The sequence below is a fragment of the Chitinophaga jiangningensis genome (assembly GCF_900142605.1).
GTDB lineage: Bacteria > Bacteroidota > Bacteroidia > Chitinophagales > Chitinophagaceae > Chitinophaga > Chitinophaga jiangningensis.
In genome coordinates, this window is record NZ_FRBL01000004.1 from 363140 (window position 1) to 382790 (window position 19651).

General features: G+C 47.7%; 16 protein-coding genes and 1 tRNA gene. 6 read left to right on the forward strand and 11 right to left on the reverse strand.

The window, feature by feature from the left end; genetic code table 11:
• Positions 1–277: 277 nt before the first annotated feature.
• Positions 278–1753, reverse strand: a complete 1476-nt coding sequence (proS, locus tag BUB18_RS11735) for a proline--tRNA ligase (RefSeq protein WP_073080959.1) — start codon at positions 1751–1753, stop codon at positions 278–280.
• 282 nt (positions 1754–2035) lie between these two features.
• Here proS and BUB18_RS11740 point away from each other — a divergent pair, with 282 nt between their 5' ends.
• Both BUB18_RS11740 and BUB18_RS11745 read left to right on the forward strand, forming a co-directional pair.
• Positions 2036–3079, forward strand: coding sequence for a hypothetical protein (locus tag BUB18_RS11740; protein ID WP_143159914.1), 1044 nt, complete (start codon positions 2036–2038; stop codon positions 3077–3079).
• A 151-nt stretch (positions 3080–3230) separates the two neighbouring features.
• A complete protein-coding gene (locus BUB18_RS11745) occupies positions 3231–4760 on the forward strand; it encodes an OmpP1/FadL family transporter (RefSeq protein ID WP_143159915.1) in 1530 nt (509 codons plus the stop codon).
• Between the two features lie 92 nt (positions 4761–4852).
• Here the strand turns inward: BUB18_RS11745 and miaA are convergent, their stop codons facing one another.
• The 5 genes from miaA to BUB18_RS11770 all read right to left on the reverse strand — a co-directional run bounded on the left by miaA (position 4853) and on the right by BUB18_RS11770 (position 9648).
• The gene (gene miaA / locus BUB18_RS11750; protein ID WP_073080972.1) at positions 4853–5758 is read right to left on the reverse strand and encodes a tRNA (adenosine(37)-N6)-dimethylallyltransferase MiaA; all 906 of its coding nucleotides are present in this window, start codon (positions 5756–5758) and stop codon (positions 4853–4855) included.
• A gap of 1 nt (position 5759) precedes the next feature.
• Positions 5760–6332 (reverse strand): IS1096 element passenger TnpR family protein, encoded by a 573-nt coding sequence (locus BUB18_RS11755; RefSeq protein WP_073080973.1) that lies wholly within the window; start codon positions 6330–6332, stop codon positions 5760–5762.
• A gap of 96 nt (positions 6333–6428) precedes the next feature.
• Entirely contained in the window at positions 6429–7865 is a 1437-nt protein-coding gene (locus tag BUB18_RS11760; protein WP_245805656.1) for a CCA tRNA nucleotidyltransferase, read from the reverse strand.
• A 69-nt stretch (positions 7866–7934) separates the two neighbouring features.
• A complete protein-coding gene (locus BUB18_RS11765) occupies positions 7935–8507 on the reverse strand; it encodes an L-threonylcarbamoyladenylate synthase (RefSeq protein ID WP_073080974.1) in 573 nt (190 codons plus the stop codon).
• Between the two features lie 7 nt (positions 8508–8514).
• Complete coding sequence (locus BUB18_RS11770) at positions 8515–9648, reverse strand: glycosyltransferase family 4 protein (RefSeq protein ID WP_073080975.1); 1134 nt, start codon at positions 9646–9648, stop codon at positions 8515–8517.
• Between the two features lie 130 nt (positions 9649–9778).
• Between BUB18_RS11770 and BUB18_RS11775 the strand changes: the two genes are divergently transcribed.
• Positions 9779–10591 carry a 2,3,4,5-tetrahydropyridine-2,6-dicarboxylate N-succinyltransferase gene (locus BUB18_RS11775; protein ID WP_073081374.1) on the forward strand — a complete coding sequence of 271 codons (813 nt, stop codon included), beginning with the start codon at positions 9779–9781 and terminating at the stop codon, positions 10589–10591.
• Positions 10592–10790: 199 nt separating this feature from the next.
• On the opposite strand, the gene BUB18_RS11780 is transcribed toward BUB18_RS11775, so the two are convergent.
• From BUB18_RS11780 to BUB18_RS11790, 3 genes are all read right to left on the reverse strand, one after another.
• Positions 10791–13160: an ABC transporter permease gene (locus BUB18_RS11780; protein ID WP_073080976.1), complete on the reverse strand. Its 2370-nt coding sequence runs from the start codon at positions 13158–13160 to the stop codon at positions 10791–10793.
• Between the two features lie 151 nt (positions 13161–13311).
• Positions 13312–14556, reverse strand: coding sequence for a beta-ketoacyl-ACP synthase II (gene fabF, locus BUB18_RS11785; RefSeq protein WP_073080977.1), 1245 nt, complete (start codon positions 14554–14556; stop codon positions 13312–13314).
• A gap of 10 nt (positions 14557–14566) precedes the next feature.
• Positions 14567–15121 (reverse strand): TetR/AcrR family transcriptional regulator, encoded by a 555-nt coding sequence (locus BUB18_RS11790; RefSeq protein ID WP_073080978.1) that lies wholly within the window; start codon positions 15119–15121, stop codon positions 14567–14569.
• Between the two features lie 150 nt (positions 15122–15271).
• Between BUB18_RS11790 and BUB18_RS11795 the strand changes: the two genes are divergently transcribed.
• The 3 genes from BUB18_RS11795 to BUB18_RS11805 all read left to right on the forward strand — a co-directional run bounded on the left by BUB18_RS11795 (position 15272) and on the right by BUB18_RS11805 (position 15935).
• Positions 15272–15355, forward strand: a tRNA-Leu gene (locus BUB18_RS11795).
• A gap of 161 nt (positions 15356–15516) precedes the next feature.
• Entirely contained in the window at positions 15517–15723 is a 207-nt protein-coding gene (locus BUB18_RS11800; protein ID WP_073080979.1) for a hypothetical protein, read from the forward strand.
• On the forward strand, positions 15723–15935 hold the full coding sequence (locus tag BUB18_RS11805; RefSeq protein ID WP_073080980.1) for a hypothetical protein: 213 nt from the start codon (positions 15723–15725) through the stop codon (positions 15933–15935). The genes BUB18_RS11800 and BUB18_RS11805 overlap by 1 nt, the downstream gene beginning before the upstream one ends.
• A gap of 123 nt (positions 15936–16058) precedes the next feature.
• Here BUB18_RS11805 and BUB18_RS11810 read toward each other — a convergent pair whose 3' ends face one another.
• Both BUB18_RS11810 and BUB18_RS11815 read right to left on the reverse strand, forming a co-directional pair.
• On the reverse strand, positions 16059–18671 hold the full coding sequence (locus tag BUB18_RS11810; protein ID WP_073080981.1) for a DUF7133 domain-containing protein: 2613 nt from the start codon (positions 18669–18671) through the stop codon (positions 16059–16061).
• Positions 18672–18947: 276 nt separating this feature from the next.
• Positions 18948–19469, reverse strand: a complete 522-nt coding sequence (locus BUB18_RS11815; protein WP_073080982.1) for a hypothetical protein — start codon at positions 19467–19469, stop codon at positions 18948–18950.
• Positions 19470–19651 lie beyond the last annotated feature (182 nt).

The following is a 19651-nucleotide window of genomic DNA, read 5'->3' on the forward strand; positions in this document are numbered from 1 at the left end:
TGGAATGCGGGCTAAGAAATTACAAATATTTGCAATAAATAAGATACTTATTGGATGAGAGATTGGTCGCCTGGGCACCTTCGGTGCCTGCAGGGCTGAAAAAAGATCCGCTGGTGGCGGATCTTTTTTCTTGCAAAGACTCAATTCACTTTAGGCGCCTTCGGCGCCAGGAGCGCGATCTTTTTTGCTCGCAAAGCAGCAAGCAGGTAAGCAGCAAAGGATGAGGTTTTGTTGCTTATGCTATGTTAAAACGGTTGTTTTGTTGCCTGCGTTATATTTAGTAAGCCCTTGCGAAGAGCACTCTTTCTTTGGAAGGTTTACCGGTGAGGATACACTTGCCTTCTTCCTGCGGGTTGTTGAGCGGGATACAGCGGATGGTGGCTTTGGTAAGCTCTTTGATTTTTTCCTCTGTTTCGCTGGTACCATCCCAGTGGGCGGATACGAAACCTGCTTTGGTGTCCAGTACCTGTTTGAATTCCTCGAAGGTATCCACGCGGGTAATGTGTTCATCGCGGTAGTTCAGGGCCTTATTGTAGAGGTTCTGCTGAATTTCTTCCAGGAGCTGGTGGATGCGTGCACCCAGGCCTTCCAGTGGCAGACTCTCTTTTGTTTTATTATCGCGGCGGGCTACTTCGGCTACGCCGTTTTCGATATCGCGGGCGCCGATGGCAACGCGCACCGGTACGCCTTTCATTTCGTACTCGGCAAATTTCCATCCCGGGCGGCTGTTGTCGCTATCGTCATATTTCACGCTAACGCCTAATGCTTTCAGGTCGGCGATGAGGCCATTAACTTTCGCGTCGATTGCTGCTTTCTGGTCGTCTCCTTTGTAGATAGGCACGATCACTACCTGCAGTGGCGCGATGCGTGGAGGCAGCACCAGACCCTGGTCGTCAGAGTGCACCATGATGAGTCCACCGATGAGTCGGGTAGAAACGCCCCATGAGGTAGCCCATACATATTCCTGTTTATTTTCCTTGTTGGAGAACTTCACTTCAAATGCTTTGGCGAAGTTTTGTCCGAGGAAGTGGGAGGTACCGGCCTGAAGGGCTTTACCGTCCTGCATGAGCGCTTCGATGCAATAGGTATCTACGGCACCGGCGAAGCGTTCGTTAGCGGTTTTAACACCACGTACAACAGGTACGGCCATATATTCTTCCGCGAAATTGGCGTATACTTCCAGCATCTGCGTGGTTTCTGCGATCGCTTCTTCTGCGGTGGCGTGGGCGGTATGACCTTCCTGCCAGAGGAATTCAGCGGTGCGGAGGAAGAGGCGGGTACGCATTTCCCAGCGAACAACGTTTGCCCATTGGTTGATGAGCAGTGGTAGGTCGCGGTAGGATTGAATCCAGTCTCTGTATGTATTCCAAATGATGGTTTCAGAAGTTGGGCGAACGATGAGTTCTTCTTCGAGTTTCGCTTCCGGGTCTACCACTACGCCGCCGCCGTTCGGGTCATTTTTGAGGCGGTAATGGGTTACAACAGCACATTCCTTGGCGAAGCCTTCGATGTGAGCAGCCTCTTTACTGAGGAAGCTTTTGGGGATAAACAGCGGGAAATAAGCGTTCTGATGGCCGGTTTCTTTGAATTTACGGTCCAGTACGTCGCGCATTGCTTCCCATAAAGCAAAGCCATATGGTTTGATAACCATACATCCTTTCACGGCAGAGTAATCTGCCAGTCCACCTTTCAGCACCAGGTCATTATACCACTGGGAATAATCTGCGGATCGGGCGGTGATCTCTTTACTCATAAAATAAATATCTAATTTATATATCCTTATTTGGCAGCCAATGTATGATAAAAATTATCCTGATAAAAAAACTCCTATATCAAAGAAAACAAATTACAATTTGGCTTAATTTTTGAATAATATTCAAAAGAAAAATGCTACAAACCTACATGAAAATCATAAAGCATCAAATAGTTGCAACAAAATAATATAGACAAGATAGTATGATGTAACTTTGTGTAGCAGAAATCCGTTTAAAAAGAGTAGATTTACGATACAGATCACGCTTAAAATATATTTCAAATGAAGCCTATATCATATTTAGTCATCATGGCCGGCGCGTTAGCCCTGGGTGCTTGTTCCAGCACTTACAAAACAGCGTCTACCCCGGATGATGTATACTATTCACCCCGCCAACAGCAGCAACAGGGATATGCGAGTAATGGCAAAAACAACACCCGCCAGGATGATTATACCGCTACATCAGTGGCTGCCTCCGATGACGAAGGTGGTTCCTATGTAACCTATAGCGATGAGCAGGGAGATTACGAGCGCAGGTTAGAGCGTTTTGGTGCTACCGGCAGCAGCTATTCCGGTAGTTACTGGGATGGTTATTCTGATGGCCTGAGCGCAGGAAACAACTTCGCATTCAATTACGGAATGGGTCTGGGTTATGGTGGATTTGGCGGCTGGGGCTATCCTTACAGCAGCTTTGGTTATGGATACAGTCCTTACTGGGGTTCATCCTTCAGCATGGGCTTTGGCTACGGCTGGGGCGGTGGCTTCTACAATCCATGGTATGGCAGCATGTGGGGCTATCCTTACTACGCTTACAACCCATACTATAGCTACTATCCTTACTATGGTGGCGGTTATTACGGACACGGCTGGTACAGCGGCGGTTACAAAGGTAACTACACGCCTACCTATAACCGTATTAACAACTATACCCGTCCGGTACGGAGCGGCGTTGCTTCCGGTAACGTGGTTCGTCCTAACAGAGGCGGTTATCAGCCAATCGGACCTAACACCGGTACCAACGGTCGTCCTAACAGAATTAACTACGCCAATACTTCCAACGGTACTGGTGGCAGATATACTCCATCTAACGGCAGCACTACTTCTGAAAGACCACGCAGGGTATTCCAGCAGTCAGGCAACGAAAGGCCGGTATACCAGAATAGCAACAGCAACAACGGCAGCTACTCCCGCCCTCAGCGTACCGAGTACAGCAGACCAAGCCAGCCAAGCTATCAACCGAGCTACCAGCCAAGCAGCGCACCTAGCCGCGTAAACAGTGGCGGCGGTGGAGGCGGTTACTCCCGTCCTAGTCGCGGAGGCCGTTAATACAAAGAATTTTCTGATAAGCGTAGCCTAAAAAACTACGCTTATCTTTTACACCCACATACGAATTGCACGTTAGGGAACGTTTTTAGCCAACTAAAGCGTTTGTCAGCAATCATTACCTGCAAGCACATCTCATTTTAAGTTTTAATTTATGATCAAGAGCATCTATCCTCTACTCGGAGGGTTGTTTTTATCTGTTTCCGCCATGGCCCAATCAGCTGAACAAGCATTGTTGTTCACCAACCAGCAACCCAGCGGAACAGCCAGAACACAGGCATTAGGAGGCGTATCGGTAGGACTCGGAGGTGACTTTTCATCCGCATTTACCAACCCAGCCGGTATCGGTATTTTTAAAACCGGAGAATTTCTGATTTCAGGTGGTGTGGCCACCTCTAAAAATTCATCCTCCTACCTCCCCATGGTAGACCCACTGGATGTAAAAGGCAGTAAATCCAATTTTCAGATTCCTAATATCGGTGTGGTGTTCGTGACCAACACCAACAGCGGCTCCAATACCTGGAATAACTGGTCCTTTGGCCTCGGTATGAACCGCAGCGCTAATTTCAACAACCAGGTAAGAATTGGCGGCGTAACGGACTACACCTCCTATACAGAACCCTGGAGAGAAGAATCTGAACCCAGCAGCTATAATCCTGACTACGGCTCTATCGGCTCAGCACTGGCCTACAACCAGGCGCTGCTCGTGGAAGACAATGGCAAATGGATTTCCCTGGCCATGCCTACCGGCGCTGGCGGCGTAATGGAAAGCATCTATCAGCGCGCCCAGATCGATACCAAAGGCGGTATCAACGATTACGTATTCTCCCTTGGTACCAACTACGGCGACAGGCTCTATCTCGGTGTGAGCTTAAACCTTCCTAGTATTACCTACAAGGAAACGCTCTCTGTTTCTGAGGATGACAATACCGGCAACCAGAATAACGACTTTGGTTATTTCGATTATAAACAATACACTACCATCAACGGTCTTGGTTTCAGCGGAACGCTTGGTATCCTCTATAAAATCACCGACCGTTTCAGAATTGGTGGTTCCCTGCGCCTGCCTACTATTTACAGCATGAGCATCGCTACCAGCGCTGACCTGACTTCCAACACGGAGGGCTGGAAAGGTAAGCAGTCGTCCAGCGGCGCCGGCGAAGATTACAGCTATAACATGACGGCTCCCCTGCGTGCAAGCGCAGGTGCGTCCTACTTCTTCGGAAACCTCCAGGACGCGGATGCGGTAACGGGCTTCCTCGCAGCCGACTACGAATATGTGAATCACAGTTCCTCCAAATACAGATTTGAGGATGCGGACAAAGGCTATGAAGGTGGCATCAATCAAACCATCGGCTTCCTGTACAAAGCAGCGTCCAATTTCAAGGCAGGTGCGGAAGTGAAGTTTGCGAGAATATTCGCTGCCAGAGGAGGTTTTGCTTACTATGGTAATCCATATTCCAACGACAGCTATAATATGGGCATTGATGCTTCCCGTAAGACCTACAGCGGTGGCCTGGGCGTACGTACAAAAGGTATATACTTTGACGTTACTTACAGCTATACCCAAGGAAAAGACTACTACCAGCTGTATTCTACCAATGATGCTAACACTTATCCTCCTGCAGCATTGCTGGATTTCAAGCGCAGCAATATCATGGGTACAATAGGGTTTAAATTTTAGTATTCAGACTATTTATAGAGAAGCCGGTGCTGCGATTGCAGTACCGGCTTTTATTTTCAAGGTATTCTACTGTAATGGTTACACGCAGTTGGTCAGGTATCCATCTGCTGCTGCAGCCATGCATCTATCTGTTCCCCTTCCCTTGCATCAAACCATTGATATCCCGGGTCTTTCCTAAACCAGGTCAGCTGGCGTTTGGCATATTGGCGGGTGTGGACTTTAATATCCTCAATGGCCTGTGGCAGTGTCAGGTTGCCATCAAGATAGTTGAATATTTCTGTGTAGCCAACGGTGCGCAGGGCGTTGTGGTTGCGGAATGCAAGCACAGCCCGCACTTCGTCTACAAGTCCGGCACTCACCATCATGTCTACACGTCGGTTAATATTATCGTGTAGTATTTCTTTAGGGAGATGTAAGCCTATCTTAATGATACGAAAGTCCCGCTGCCTTTTGGTGGCGGTTCGGAAAACGCTGATGGATTGGCCGGTGGCTTCGAGGACTTCCAGCGCCCGCATGAGGCGTGCGGGGTTATGGATTTCTGCGCCGGCGTAGAAGTCCGGGTCGCGGCGCTGCAGTTCCTCCTGCAGCCACGATATTCCTTTTTCGGCGTATTGGTTTGTGATGGATTGTCGCACTGCTGCCGGAATTTCCGGCATTTCGTCGATGCCTTCCGCGAAGGCTTTGATATACAGGCCGGTGCCGCCACACATCACTGCCACATCGTTGGTGGCGAAAATTTCCTCACAATATTGCAGTGCCAGCTTTTCATACATGCCGGCGTTTACCTCCTCGCGAATGCTGTGGGAGTTAATAAAATAGTGAGGCACTGCTGCCAGCTCCTGCGGAGATGGCTTTGCAGTGCCTATACTGATTTCTTTATAACATTGCCTGGAGTCTGCCGAAATAACGGAGGTATTGAACAGTTGTGCTATTCGTATAGCCGTGGCTGTTTTTCCGGAAGCGGTAGGTCCTGCAATGACGATAACAGTTTTTTGCATATCAGAACATCAAATCGTCTTCAGCGCCCAGCTCTTCCTGCTGATCGCTGCTGGCGTCATCTTCACCTTCTTCACCGAATCCGTCTTCATCCATGCCCTCTTTATTGAGGTCGTATTTTTCTTCCATTTCCACGAGTTTATCACCCACGAGGCCTTTGGTACCGTATTGACTCGGTGCCAGTCCTTCTTTGCGTACGCAAACAGGGTAGGAAATTTTTATGTTTTCTTCTTTGGAAACGCCGATCAGTTCCACGAGGAATGACCAGTTTTTCGCAAAGTCGTACAGGTAAATGAATTTCTGGTTAGGATCTTTTACTGCTGCGCCGATAGGTGTTTCCGCCATCAGCAGGGGTTCCACTTTACGGGGAGTTCTATCCATTTCCAGGATGATTTCCCTACCTCTTTGCCAGTTATCATTACTGCGAAAGAAAGTCGCTTTATGTTTAGCGTCGAATTCGAATGCTTGCAGGATCGCTTGGTGAAATTGTAAAAACGTCTGATTAGGTTTGATCGCAATATCTCTGTAAACGCTTTCATCTTCTTCCCAGTAGACTCTGAATTTCAAAACCGGCATGACAATTAGGTTATAAGTTAGATAAAATATATAAAGGTTTAACGCTCAAGAGAACGTATTGTTGCTAAAAATCTGCGCAATGTAAAAATACCAATTTTATTTAACTGGGGTCAGGTTGTAAGATTTTGCCTTTTCCAGCATATAAGCATAAGCAGCCTCGTAGGTGTTGGGGATTTCACCGTCCAAAATTGCTTCACGGATGGCGGTTTTAAGATCGCCCACGACTCTTCCCGGTGTTAATGCGAATGTTTCCATAATGATTTCGCCGGTAATAGGTGGCTGCCAGTTTCTGATCCTGTCGGTTTCTTCCACTTCCTTCATGCGGGCACGGACCAGTTCAAAATTTTCGAGGTATCGTTTTACTTTAACTTTATTTTTTGAGGTGATGTCGGCTTCGCAAAGTAGCATCAGTCCGTCTATATCATCGCCGGCATCAAACAACAATCTGCGGATAGCCGAGTCCGTTATATTTTCCTTCGTCAGCGAGATCGGGCGCAGGTGCAGTTCTACCAGCTTTTTCACCAGTTTCATCTTATCTCCCATCGGTAGTTTGAAGCGGGAGAAGATGCGGGTCACCATTTTACCACCTACGGCATCGTGGCCGTGAAACGTCCAGCCATGGCCTGGTTCAAACTTTTTAGTGGCAGGCTTACCGATATCATGCAATAGTGCGGCCCAGCGCAGCCAAAGGTCTTTGGTATGCTGTGCAATATTATCCACTACCTGCAGGGTATGATAGAAATTATCCTTATGGCCTTTTCCTTCATACATCTCCACTCCTACGAGGTCGATCATCTGCGGGAAAATGATTTTCAGCAAACCGGACTTATATAATAAGTCCAGGCCTACGGAAGGTTTTGGGGAAAGCATAATTTTATTGAATTCGTCCGTTATCCTTTCCTGGGTAATGATACGAATTCTTTCTGCATTCTCCTGTATGGCCTGAAATGCTTCCGGCACAATGGTAAACTGCAGCTGTGAGGCGAACCGGATGGCGCGCATCATGCGCAGCGGGTCATCGCTGAAGGTTTGGGCCGGTTCCAGCGGCGTGCGGATGATTTTTGCATCCAGGTCTGCCAGGCCGTTGAACGGGTCCAGCAGGGAACCATAGTCCTCGTCGCGGAGGCTGATAGCCAGCGCATTGATGGTAAAATCGCGGCGGTTCTGATCGTCCTGAAGGGAGCCTTCGGTCACTTCAGGGTTGCGACTTTCCTGACGGTAGCTCTCTTTCCGGGCGCCTACAAATTCCATTTCGAGGTCATTCCATTTTACCTGGGCGGTACCATATGTTTTAAAGAAGCTGACAGGGACGTGATCGCCCAGGCTGGCAGCCAATTTATGTGCGAGGGCGATACCATCTCCCACACACACTATATCCATATCTTTCGTTCTTCTTCCGAGGAGTTTATCGCGCACAAAGCCTCCAATAAGATAGGCAGGCACTTTCAGCTCCTGAGCTGCCAGCGCTATCTTTTCCAGTATTTTTCTTTCCTGCAGTGAGCAGGGAATATCCATCGGCTTGTTGCTTATCATATTAAATTTATCCTGTTGATGTAGGTCCTATTCCCAAAACCAGGGCGCAAATGTAAGAAATAAACGCCTTTAGTCGCGAATAACCGTGATACTACCATCGTTGTGGATGCGGATAATGCGGCTGGCAATACTGGCTGCGGCCTCGTCCTGCCTGTGTTTCACCACATAATCCACTCCATTTACGATTGCCGGGTTTACCGCGGAAAAAGTTGCCGGAGAAGGATCGCCGCTAATATTTGCCGAGGTGGAAACCAATGGTTTACGTAATCTTTTTATCAAGTGCCTGCAAAAAGGGTCCTGTACTATCCTGATGGCGATACTGCCATCGGCGTTGATCACATTGGAGGCCAGGCCCAGGGCGCCGTCGTATATGACGGTGGTAGGGCGTTCAAATCCTGCTATTATGTCCGCGATATCGGGTCTTGGATTGGCTACATAATGCAGTAAATCTCTGACATCTGCCAGCAGAATGACCAGGCTTTTGGCTTCTTCCCGGTTTTTGAGGGCGTACACCCTGCTTACGGCGGCTTCGTCAGTGGCGTCGCAACCGATGCCCCAGATGGTATCTGTGGGATAAAGAATCAGTCCGCCGTTACGCAAAGCACCCAGCGAGGCTACGATATCATCTTCAAAAATCTCCATCACTTACTTATTTTATACTATTATATACATTCATCATGGCTGCTGCACACTTTTCAGCCGTGAACAGCTGTGCGTGCTGAAAGCCTTTGGTACGCAAATCTGCTGCCAGCGCATCATCATTTACGATCCGTTTCATTGCATCCGCTATGGTAGCGGGTTCTAACGGGTCTACATAAAGGGCAGCCTCTCCCGCCGTTTCTCCAAAGCAGGAACCTGACGAGGTGATAACGGGGGTTCCGCTCCACAATGCCTCCAATATCGGTATACCAAACCCCTCAAACAGGGAAGGATACACCAGTGCCCGGGCGCCCTGGTAGAGGCAGGGCAGTTCGCTGTTATCCAGCCGTGCCCGTTCATTCAGCCAGATTACTTCCTGTTTCATGCCATTTTGCTGCAGCCATTCCAGGACCTTTTTTCTATATCCGCCGCCACTGCCTAATACCACTAAAGGTAAACGATCGGTAATGTCCAGTGTACGCATGGCCGTTACTATACCGAGTAAATTTTTTCTCTCTATAACAGAACCTACATACAGGAAATACGATGCGGGTAACTGGTATTTGGCTTTGAAGGCCTGTATATGCTCCCGGCTGTGCAACTGACTGAAGGCCGGATCACAGCTTTGGTACACCACCTTGATTTTATCGGCCGGGGTCTGGTAATAGGTGATCAGGTCTTGTTTGGTCTGCTCACTAATGGCCACCACCACATCCGCGTATTTGCAGGCGTAGCGGGCCTTACGGCGATAGGTCATCACATCAATCGGATTATACTGGCTGGGGTATCTTTCGAATATCAGGTCGTGCATGGTTACTACCGACTTTACGCCGCTGTCATGGATTCCGAACGGAATTTCGTGACTAAGACCGTGGTAGATGTCGACACCCTGTTTTTGCAGGGCCGGCACCATCATACGACTACGCCATACCGACTTTAACCACTTATGAATCCGCCTTTGCGGCGTGATGAGGTGCATGTCCGGAAAGCGTTTCCAGTTATACATGCTGGTTTCCTTAGGTGCAAAGAGATAGTAGTCGTGCTGAGGATATCCGACCGCGAGGGAGTCGATCAGGCTCCTGCTGTAATTTCCCAATCCGGTATTGTTTTGAAACGCGCGTTTCGCGTCGAATCCGATTTTCATGGCTGCAAAATAGGGAGTTTCCGGGAGAGTTTTAAGCCCGCGATGGGAATCGCAATGCAGATAGCGGCATTAGTACGAAGGATTGCGGGAAAGAAAAATTCGCATTATGTTTGCAAAAAATTTAAAAACGATGGATTTACAACAACAGATACTGGCTGCCTGGGCAGACCGCAGTTTGTTACAGGAAACAGTGTATTCAGATGCCGTTAAAACTGTTATCGAAGCAGTGGACAAAGGTAATCTGAGAGTTGCAGAGCCAACAGCTGACGGCTGGAAAGTGAACGAATGGGTAAAACAGGCCATCCTGATGTATTTCTCCATTCAGCCAATGGAAACCATGGAACTGGCTCCTTTCGAGTTCTATGACAAAATGAAGCTGAAAACCAACTATAAAGACCTGGGCGTTCGCGTAGTACCTCACGCGGTAGCACGTTATGGTGCCTACATCGCGAAGGGTTGTATTCTGATGCCTTCTTACGTAAACATTGGTGCGTTTGTAGACGAGGGAACCATGGTGGATACCTGGGCAACTGTAGGCTCCTGCGCACAAATCGGTAAAAACGTACACCTGAGTGGTGGTGTTGGTATTGGTGGTGTACTGGAACCACTGCAGGCAAGCCCGGTTATCATTGAAGACGGTGTGTTTGTAGGTTCCCGTTGCATTGTGGTAGAAGGTGTGGTTGTGGAAAAAGAAGCAGTGCTGGGTGCAAACGTGGTGTTGACACAATCTACCAAAATCATTGACGTAAGCGGTCCGGAGCCTAAAGAATACAAAGGTCGTGTACCTGCCCGCAGCGTGGTGATTCCTGGTACTTATACCAAGAAATTCCCTGCCGGTGAATACCAGGTGAGCTGCGCACTGATTATTGGTCAGCGTAAAGCCTCTACAGATCTGAAAACAAGCCTGAACGATACCCTGCGCGAGTTTAACGTAGCGGTGTAAGCGCGAACTTTTTTTCTCGCAAAGGCTGATTATATTTTATCAGGCGCCTTTGGCGCCAGGAGAGCGAACTTTTTTCTCGCAAAGCAGCAAAGCAGGTAAGCAGCTAAGGCTTATGTTTTGTTCCGAAATATTAGGGGAGCATCAAGGACCGCAGGTCCTTGATGCTCCCCTCTTCTTTTCTGCCTTCGGCAGAAGAGGGTTATTCCGTTTTTAAACTCTTTGCAGGATTCAGCAAGGCCGCCCTGATGGATTGGGTACTAACGGTAGCAATCGCGATGATCAGCGCTAAAATGGCCGTAGCAGGGAAGATCCACCAACTGATATTAATCCGGTATTCATAATGTTCCAACCAGTTGTGCATGGCGTACCAGGAAACGGGGCTTGCCAGCAGGCAGGCCAGCAGCACGAGCCATATGAACTCAGTGGACAGCAGTAGCCACAATTGGGAGGTGGTGGCGCCCAATACCTTCCTGATGCCGATTTCGCGGGTACGGCGTTGTGCCATAAACATTGCCAGGCCAAATAAACCGAGGCAGGAAATGAAGATGGCGAAGAGGCCGAAGATACCCGCCAGTCGCGCTGCCTGATTTTCCATATCGAACTTCGCTGCGAAATCGCGATCCGTAAACGAATAATTGAAATTCAGCGTTGGATTATATTTTTCAAATATTGGCGTAACGGCTGCCAGCGCGGCTTTCATATCTACCCCGGGTTTTGGCCGCAGGAAAATATTGTTGAAAGCATCTTTTGTAAAGATCATCACCAGCGGTGCTACCGGCTTGAATGGTTCGGTAAGCAGCACGTTTTCAATTACGCCAATCACATGCAATTGTTGTGATCCCAGGCGGATGATTTTACCCAGCGGATCTTTGAAGCCCATTACTTTCAACGCAGCTTCGTTGATGATAATACCGGTGGAATCAGTGGGGAATTGCTGGGAAAAACCTCGCCCCTGCTTAAACTTCAGGCCTACTGTTTTGTCCATATCCCATTCTGTGAGGATCACGTTAAGTGAAACATCCAGGTCTGCTGATTTACCTTCCCAGGTAAAATCGGACCAGCTGTTATATAAGGCTGTCATAGGTTGGGAGGCCCGTGCAACCGATTCGAAATATCCTGTAGCCATTACTTCATTGCGCAGTGGCTGATAATTTTTGTTGAGGTCATCGCTGGATCTTACGGTAATGAGGTTTTCCGGATTATATCCGATGCTCCTTCCCTGACCAAATTTTATTTGTTGGTATACAATGATGGTGCAAATAATGAGGGCAGAAGATATTACAAATTGTGACACTACCAGTGTTTTCCTGAAAAGCCCGGAGTCCTTTCCGCTGTTAACTTTTCCTTTCAGCACTTCCAGCGGTTTAAAGCCTGACAGGTAGAACGCGGGATAGGAGCCGGCCAGTAGGCCAGACCCCAGGCAAATAGCGAGCATAATGCCCAGCATATTCAGATTAAATGAATGAAGGTGGATATGCTCGAAGCCCAGATGGCGTACGTAAGGCAATAGTACCAGGCATAATGCTAACGCTACTACGAAGGCAATCATGGCGGTGAGCATGGACTCACTCAAAAACTGGAGCATCAACTGGCGGCGGGTAGAGCCGGCAGCTTTACGAACGCCTACTTCCCGTGCACGCCTGGCGGAGCGGGCGGTGGTAAGGTTCATAAAGTTCATGCAAGCAACCAGTAAAACGAAGATGCCGATTACGCTGAACAGGCGGACCAGTGTGATGCGGCCACCATCAATTTTCCAGTTTTGAAAATTGTTGTACAGGTGCCAGTCCGCCGCAGCCTGCAGGGTTACCATCCTGTTTTTAAGTTTTGGATCTTTTTCCGTAATCAGCCGGGTAATTTTTTTCTCCAGTCCTGCCAGTGATGCGTTTTCTTTTACCTGGACCATGTTCATCATAAAGTTGTTACCCCAGTCGTTGCGACTGTTTCTAACAAAATCATTTGTTTGCATAATGAACTCGTAGCTGCCCAGAAAATCGAAAATATAGGTAGAGTTTTCCGGTATGTCTTTCATCACGCCGGTGATGAGCATATCGTGCTTACTACTTAACCGTATTGTTTTCCCGATCGGATCCTGATTACCGAAGAGGGCCTGCGCCATGGAGGCGGAAATAACAATACTATTAGGATTATTAAGGACGGTATTCACATCACCTTTCAGGAGGGGAAAGGTGAACATGCGAAGGAAATCAGGATCAACATACAGGCTTTTTTTCACCAGTTTTTTATCCCCGGAGATCACGCTTTCGTCCTGGATCCAGGAGAGGCGCGTATTATATTCCACTTCCGGATAATTATTTTTCAGCTCATAGTAGAGCGGCAATGGGGACACGCTCTGGGAGCTTTTCACGTGGTTAAATTCCACGTGTTGGACTACTATGCCAATTTTGTCCTTATTTACGTGAAAAGCATCGAAGCTTTTTTCGTACAGGATCCACATATAGATCAGCAGTGCGAAGGTCATTCCGGTGGCCAGCCCGAAAATGTTGATAATGGACAGTAGTTTGTTCTGCCTGATATGTCGCCATGCTACTTTGATATAATTCTTCAGCATATGGAAAGATGGTTAGGGTAATCGATGACAGCCTCCACGGACCAAGAAAAATACCAGAAAGGCAATATGCTGTGGATCAGCATATTGCGCGGTATACATGTAAAAAACAATGTTCACAAACAGCACAAATACTGTCCAGTATCGGACACTTTTAGTATACGCCTTTGAAGATAACGATTCCGTTATGGCCTCCAAAGCCGAATGTATTACTCATGGCGACCCTCACATCTTTTTCCGTAGCATGATTCAGCTGGATCTGAAGTCCGGCGGGGATTTCAGGGTCCAGGGTGGTGGTATTGATGGTAGGCAGTACCACTCCGTTATGGATGCTGAGGATGCTGGCGATGGCTTCGATGGCGCCGGCGGCGCCGAGGAGGTGACCTGTCATGGATTTGGTGGAGCTGATATGCAGGTGTTTGGGTTTGTCACCAAATACTTTTGCGATGGCTCTGATTTCGCTGAGGTCACCTACGGGTGTGCTGGTAGCGTGCGCATTGAGGTAGTCGACGTCGGAGGGTTTGAGTCCTGCATCTTTGAGTGCGAACTGCATGGCTTTCATGGCGCCGAGGCCTTCCGGGTGGGTGGCGGTCATGTGGTAGGCGTCGGCGGTCATGGCGGCGCCTACTACTTCAGCGTATATGTTGGCGTCTCTGGCGATGGCGTGTTCATATTCTTCGAGCACGAGGGCGCCGGCGCCTTCCCCCATAACGAATCCGTCGCGGTCAACGTCGAAAGGGCGTGAGCCGGTGGCGGGGTCGTCGTTGCGGGTGGACATCGCTTTCATGGCGCAGAAGCCACCCACGGAGGCGGGTGTGATGGGAGCTTCGGAGCCGCCGGTGATGATCACTTTAGCTTTACCGAGGCGGATATAGTTGAGGGCATCCATGATGGCGGTGTTGGAGGTGGCGCATGCCGACACGGTGGTATAGTTGATGCCCATCAGGCCGTATTTGATGGAGATCATACCGGATGCCATGTTGGAGATGAGTCGCGGTACGAAGTACGGGCTAAAGCGGGGGTTGAAGTCGCCCTGAACATATTCCGTTACCTGTTCTTCAAACGTCTGCATACCACCTTGTCCGGAACCCCAGATGACGCCGGTATCGAATGGGTCGATGGCGGAGAAGTCGATGCCTGAGTCTTCGATAGCTTCAGCGGCGGCGGACAGGGCGTATTGAGTAAACGGGTCTGTTTTCCGGAGTTCAGCTTTATCGAGGGCCAGGGAGGGGTCATAATTTTTGAGCTCACAGGCGAAGCGGGTGCGGAACCGGGAGGCATCAAATTTAGTGATGGTGGCTGCGCCGCTGGCGCCAGCGGTGAGGTTATTCCAGAAGTCGGCGGTGTTATTGCCCAGAGGGGTGATGGCGCCAAGGCCTGTTACTACTACTCTTTTCATAATAGAAGTTTTAGATAAGGATATCGTCCAGCAGTTGATGGGAGATCCTTGAAAAAATGGTGTTTCCTAGTACTCTTGACATCAACAGCGATGCCTGGAGATTGGTTATAATAAGCAGAGCTCTGTCTTCGGCGCTGCCTTTAAATTTAAAGCGTTTATGTTTTCTGCCGGCATCGAGGCATGCGGAGAGCCATTGGAGGATGGCGTTTGCCATTTCCTGTACTTTGAGCTGCATATCGGGAGCCAGGGTATTATAATCGGGAGACAGGGAGCCCATGAGGCATATATTTCCGTGGTGGCAATGTTTGCGAAACACGTCGATGAAGTGTTTAAGCTGTTCATCTTCCGGTAGTTTCTGCCATTTATGTGTTTGTTGGGTGAAGCGGTACAGTTCTTCATTTATGACGCCGATTCCGAGGTCAGTTTTTCCCGGGAAGTGGTAATGAACGGCTGCATTTTTCATTTCCAGCGGTTGGGCAATATCCTTGTACGAGAAGGCGTTGAAGCCGTTCACCCGGATGAGCTTATCCGCCAGTGAGATGATTTTTTCTCTCGTTTCAGACATGATAATCGTATTATTAAAATGCAAATTTACTTACTTACTGGTAAGTAAGCAAACTTTATATTTCGTATGCCCGTTGGGGTTATTTAAAAATAAATTTTGCAGATTAAAATCAATTCCTATCTTTGCAGCCCTGTAACACAAATCAGTGATGCCCAGATGGCGAAATTGGTAGACGCACTGTGTTCAGGTCGCAGCGCTCGCAAGGGTGTGCTGGTTCGAATCCAGTTCTGGGCACGTAAAAGGCTTGTAAATCGTTGATTTGCAAGCCTTTTTTAGTTTTATCAAGTGCCAATTTTCGCGATATTTCATGATTTCTCCTATTCTTATTGACACGCAAGAGACATGCAGAATTAGACACGTTTTTTAATTGTATCTTTAACTACAAAGGACTGATCATGAAAGACTTTAAATTTGACAGAACTGCATTTAAAATCCAAACGTTTGAGGAGGCTGATGCAGCTAACATATTTGACAAGGAAACTCCTTATGCTGAACGTTTACGTCAGGCATATTATCTTATATCTCTGGCATATGGATTTTCAATGTCGGAACAACCCAAACTTGATAGAAAATATTTTATTATTAAGAAACTTGGCAAGTAATGGGAGTTATTTTTAATGATGATTTCAGAGACTTCATTCAAGCATTAAACAACCACAATGTAGAGTATATATTGGTAGGCGGTTATGCCGTAATTCTCCATGGATACAGACGTGTAACTGGTGATATGGATATTTGGGTAAATAGAACTAAAGAAAATTATTTGAAATTGGCTGAAGCATTTATGGAATTCGGCCTCTGGGAAAGGCAATAATTAAGACGCATATAAAAAGCGACTCTGACCTTTCTTTTTTCCATTTGAATTTGTTGCAATTCCATTAAACAAAACGGTTGTATACCTTTCGATATACAACCGCTTCAAATTCACCAACACCCCTTATTTTTTCTGCTGCGACAAATAAGTAACCAACGATGCAAATTCATCATACGATAACGCATTGGCCAGCCCAGTAGGCATCATTGAAGTTTTCATTTCCTTGCGACTTACGATATCGCTGGTTTTCACGGTAGTTACCGTGCCGCTGATATCTCTCATAACCACTTTAGCAGCTGTTTCCTCTGTCACAAAGCCCATGTAGGACTTATTACCCTTCGCGGTGATCATTACAGTAGCAAAACCCTGAGAAATAGAGGCATTGGGTTTCAGAATAGATTCAGCGATCTGCTCTCTGTTCATGATAGATCCGATTTGCCCCATGAACGGGCCTTTCATCAGCTCTCCCTTATTGATACTATGGCAGGCAATACAACCCTGTGTAGTAAACAATGCTTTTCCTTTGGTGGGATCACCTTTTAGTTTGTTTACGGCCAGCAGCACATCTTCGATAGAGGACTTACCCACCTGACCTTTTTTACTTTTAATTTTTTCGAGGTCAACCTTAGGTTCGTTTGACGCAGCCGCTACTGCAGTTTTAGCAGGTGCAAAAGCAGGAATATCCATTCTGTTGCGGGCATCCAGGTCTCTGAAAAAGGCCAGTCCTGCAGGTCCTTTCTTCAACGACACTGACTTGAGGAATTTTTCAATTGCAGGAGATGATTCCCATTTCACCGCTTTATAGTACGGGCCATGTGAATCGGGACGGGTACCCCACCACCAGGAAGCGTCATAGGCATCTTCTTTTTTGTAGAGTCGCGCCAGTGTAACAAGTATCTGCTGCCTTTGCTGCTCCGTTTTTGCGACCTGGTAAGCACTTATAAGGCCATTCACTACTTTAGGCTCGTGCATATAACGCGATGCCCATAACGCCAGGGTGCCGTTCTTGCTATTGATAGCCGCTACCACTGAATCCGTAGCATGAAGTGCAAGCAATGACCTTACTGCCAGGTGAGGCAGTACGATGGCAGCATTAGGTGTAGCATGCGGACCTTCTGCAGTTTTCACAGGCGCTTTGAAAGAAGCCGGCACTTTGGTTTCCAGCAATGCACCCGCTGTTTCGGTGCGTTCCAGGCGTCCCAATCCAATAATTGCCGCTGCCTGTACCCTTGGTGAGAGATCTTTTAATCCTGCCAGGAAAGGGGCGGTTGGAACATCTTTCACCCATGCCTTTCTATCTGCCAATGCACGCAGTGCATGCTCTCTTACATCGGCATCGTTGGTGAGCGTAACCAAAGCAGGGATACCAGCTTCGCCGGCAGCCTGTGCGTAGGTATAGATGCCGGCTACACGTGCATACACCGGCAATTGTGCATCCGTGGCTACTGCCAGCGCTGCGTCACTTGCCTGTTTATCAGCACGGGCAATCAACTCCTGCGATGCGCTCAACCGGGCTACTGCACTGGCTGATTTCAATAAGCCGGCTAGTGCGTTTATATCAGATTTACTGACATCAGGAAAGGCCTGGTAAGTCCAGTTTGCAGGAACCGCGCGAATTATATAACCTTTATCGGGACTGCCGGAATAGCCAGCGCCATCCCATGCTGATAAATATAATCTTCCGGAACCATCCACATCGAGGTCCGTGATTTGCGGGAGCTCGATGAATTCTTCATCCTTCTGGGTAAAGGTGGCACCATCAGGTGTCACCCGATGGATATACAACATGCTGCGTCCCCAGTCAGCCATCATAGGAACGTTGTTGAATTTAGCAGGCCAGTTGGGCTCTGCCATATACAGTGCACCCGTGCCGGAGCCGCCGCCGAGGTCGGCCAGCGCAGGAATGATTTCATCTGTAAAATGCTGAAACAGGACAGGGTAGCCATATTCACCTGACTGCAGGTGATGCGAAAAACGCACATTCCATCCACCACCATCATTGGTATTCTCTCTTGTAAACACGTTCATGTAAGGATCTATGGCTACATCATATACATTTCGTGTTCCGTGGGTGTAAACTTCCAGCTCCGTACCGTCGGGACGTACACGAATAATGCCCCCTCCCAGCATGGTCAGCTTTTTGCCGGAACGGTCTGTTGCATTATGAAATCCGAAGTCACCAACCGCGATGTAGATCCAACCATCGATACCCATACGGATACCATTGGTGGCATGGTCTGTACCGCGCTCCTGAATATATTTGGTGTTGCTCAGGTTTTCAACAAGGGGCTTTGGCGGGCCATCTGCCTTTCCGTCTCCATCTTTATCTTCGAACAGCACCAACGCCATCCCCGTTGCTTTCTTTGTTTCCGGCGAAAAGGTTGTATGGAGCACAAAAACCTGGTTGCCCTGCACAAGAATACCACGTGGATTATCGACCGTAGCAAATTCAATATGCCGGTCCATTTTACCATCATTATCGGTATCAATGAGTTTAAGGATGCGCCCCTTGCCGGGGTCTTTTCCCAAAGAGCCAATCATATCTACCCCTACAAATACCTCACCGGTAGGTGCTACTGCCAGGCATGCCGGGCTGGGTGTTACATCGGGGCCTGCAAATCTTGAAACAGTTAATTCAGGAGGATAAGGTAAAGCCGCCGGCGTGCTTCCCAGAAACATTTTAGCCCCCAACAGGATTGCTGCGGAACAAGCCAGGCCAAAAGAAATTTTCATCATAATTATTCACCGTATTAATAAGATAGTATTAAGTAGTGCCTGTAAGAGGCAGGGGTAATATAGAAAAAATACGCAGCAAGGGTAGAAATTATGTGGGGAATGGCAATGCAGGGCTCCCAAAAGGCGATAATACCTTTTTCGTTTATACGTTACAGGGAGTAAATCCGGTATAGGTGGTATGTGAATTATCCTGACGAAGGCTTGACCCGTACTGTAAGACGTTTATTTCATCGATTACTTTTTGGTAAAATAATTACAACCTCAGTTTTGCTGATACTAGATTTTTTCAATCGAGGTAATTATAATCCCTCTGAAACAATCATCCGCACACCCTTTTAGTACATATCCACAATTGGACAACATGCCGTTGTTTTTTGCCTCAAAATAAACATCAGCATCCGATCTTTTCACCAGCCATTCCTGCTGGGCTTGTTGGTAGATTTCATCCAGTGTAACGGCTTTGAATCCCCCTGTATTTGTATTGATGGCGGCCTCCTCTTCTTCCCATTGTTCATATATCACGATTGCAGACGGTTGATTGCGATCAGGGCCCTTAGCCACATAGGAACGATGCATAATTTTTCCGGATTGCACCGTAATGGTTGTGGCTGTACTGAGTCCCGTCCAGGAAACTGTGGTGACCTGATAACGATAGGAATTACCAGTGGCTTTCTTAAAATCAATCCAGGCATTATAACTTTTTTGAAAGTCGCTTTTATATTCGATCTTATCCTTTTTACAGGCTACAAACAATAGTGAGGTTAATAACAAAACAGTTGTGTAAATAACATTTTTCATACAAGTGGTTTAAGGGGTGTAACGGAGGGGGAGCGACTATTGTTACAGGATTAACTTATCGAGTGCATAATATTCCGTAAGCCGCCTGGCATCATTTAATTTAGCCACTCCAGCCATCTTCCAGACAGAAATCTTATCTTTAGTAAGTAGAAATATTCATATGAAGGATTTCAAATTTGACA

Excerpts from the sequence above, each read along its gene's own strand:
- proS (WP_073080959.1), bottom strand. The coding sequence starts at position 1,753 with ATGAGTAAAGAGATCACCGCCCGATCCGCAGATTATTCCCAGTGGTAT.
- BUB18_RS11740 (WP_143159914.1), top strand. The coding sequence starts at position 2,036 with ATGAAGCCTATATCATATTTAGTCATCATGGCCGGCGCGTTAGCCCTG.
- BUB18_RS11745 (WP_143159915.1), top strand. The coding sequence starts at position 3,231 with ATGATCAAGAGCATCTATCCTCTACTCGGAGGGTTGTTTTTATCTGTT.
- miaA (WP_073080972.1), bottom strand. The coding sequence starts at position 5,758 with ATGCAAAAAACTGTTATCGTCATTGCAGGACCTACCGCTTCCGGAAAA.
- BUB18_RS11755 (WP_073080973.1), bottom strand. The coding sequence starts at position 6,332 with ATGCCGGTTTTGAAATTCAGAGTCTACTGGGAAGAAGATGAAAGCGTT.
- BUB18_RS11760 (WP_245805656.1), bottom strand. The coding sequence starts at position 7,865 with ATGATAAGCAACAAGCCGATGGATATTCCCTGCTCACTGCAGGAAAGA.
- BUB18_RS11765 (WP_073080974.1), bottom strand. The coding sequence starts at position 8,507 with ATGGAGATTTTTGAAGATGATATCGTAGCCTCGCTGGGTGCTTTGCGT.
- BUB18_RS11770 (WP_073080975.1), bottom strand. The coding sequence starts at position 9,648 with ATGAAAATCGGATTCGACGCGAAACGCGCGTTTCAAAACAATACCGGA.
- BUB18_RS11775 (WP_073081374.1), top strand. The coding sequence starts at position 9,779 with ATGGATTTACAACAACAGATACTGGCTGCCTGGGCAGACCGCAGTTTG.
- BUB18_RS11780 (WP_073080976.1), bottom strand. The coding sequence starts at position 13,160 with ATGCTGAAGAATTATATCAAAGTAGCATGGCGACATATCAGGCAGAAC.
- fabF (WP_073080977.1), bottom strand. The coding sequence starts at position 14,556 with ATGAAAAGAGTAGTAGTAACAGGCCTTGGCGCCATCACCCCTCTGGGC.
- BUB18_RS11790 (WP_073080978.1), bottom strand. The coding sequence starts at position 15,121 with ATGTCTGAAACGAGAGAAAAAATCATCTCACTGGCGGATAAGCTCATC.
- BUB18_RS11800 (WP_073080979.1), top strand. The coding sequence starts at position 15,517 with ATGAAAGACTTTAAATTTGACAGAACTGCATTTAAAATCCAAACGTTT.
- BUB18_RS11805 (WP_073080980.1), top strand. The coding sequence starts at position 15,723 with ATGGGAGTTATTTTTAATGATGATTTCAGAGACTTCATTCAAGCATTA.
- BUB18_RS11810 (WP_073080981.1), bottom strand. The coding sequence starts at position 18,671 with ATGATGAAAATTTCTTTTGGCCTGGCTTGTTCCGCAGCAATCCTGTTG.
- BUB18_RS11815 (WP_073080982.1), bottom strand. The coding sequence starts at position 19,469 with ATGAAAAATGTTATTTACACAACTGTTTTGTTATTAACCTCACTATTG.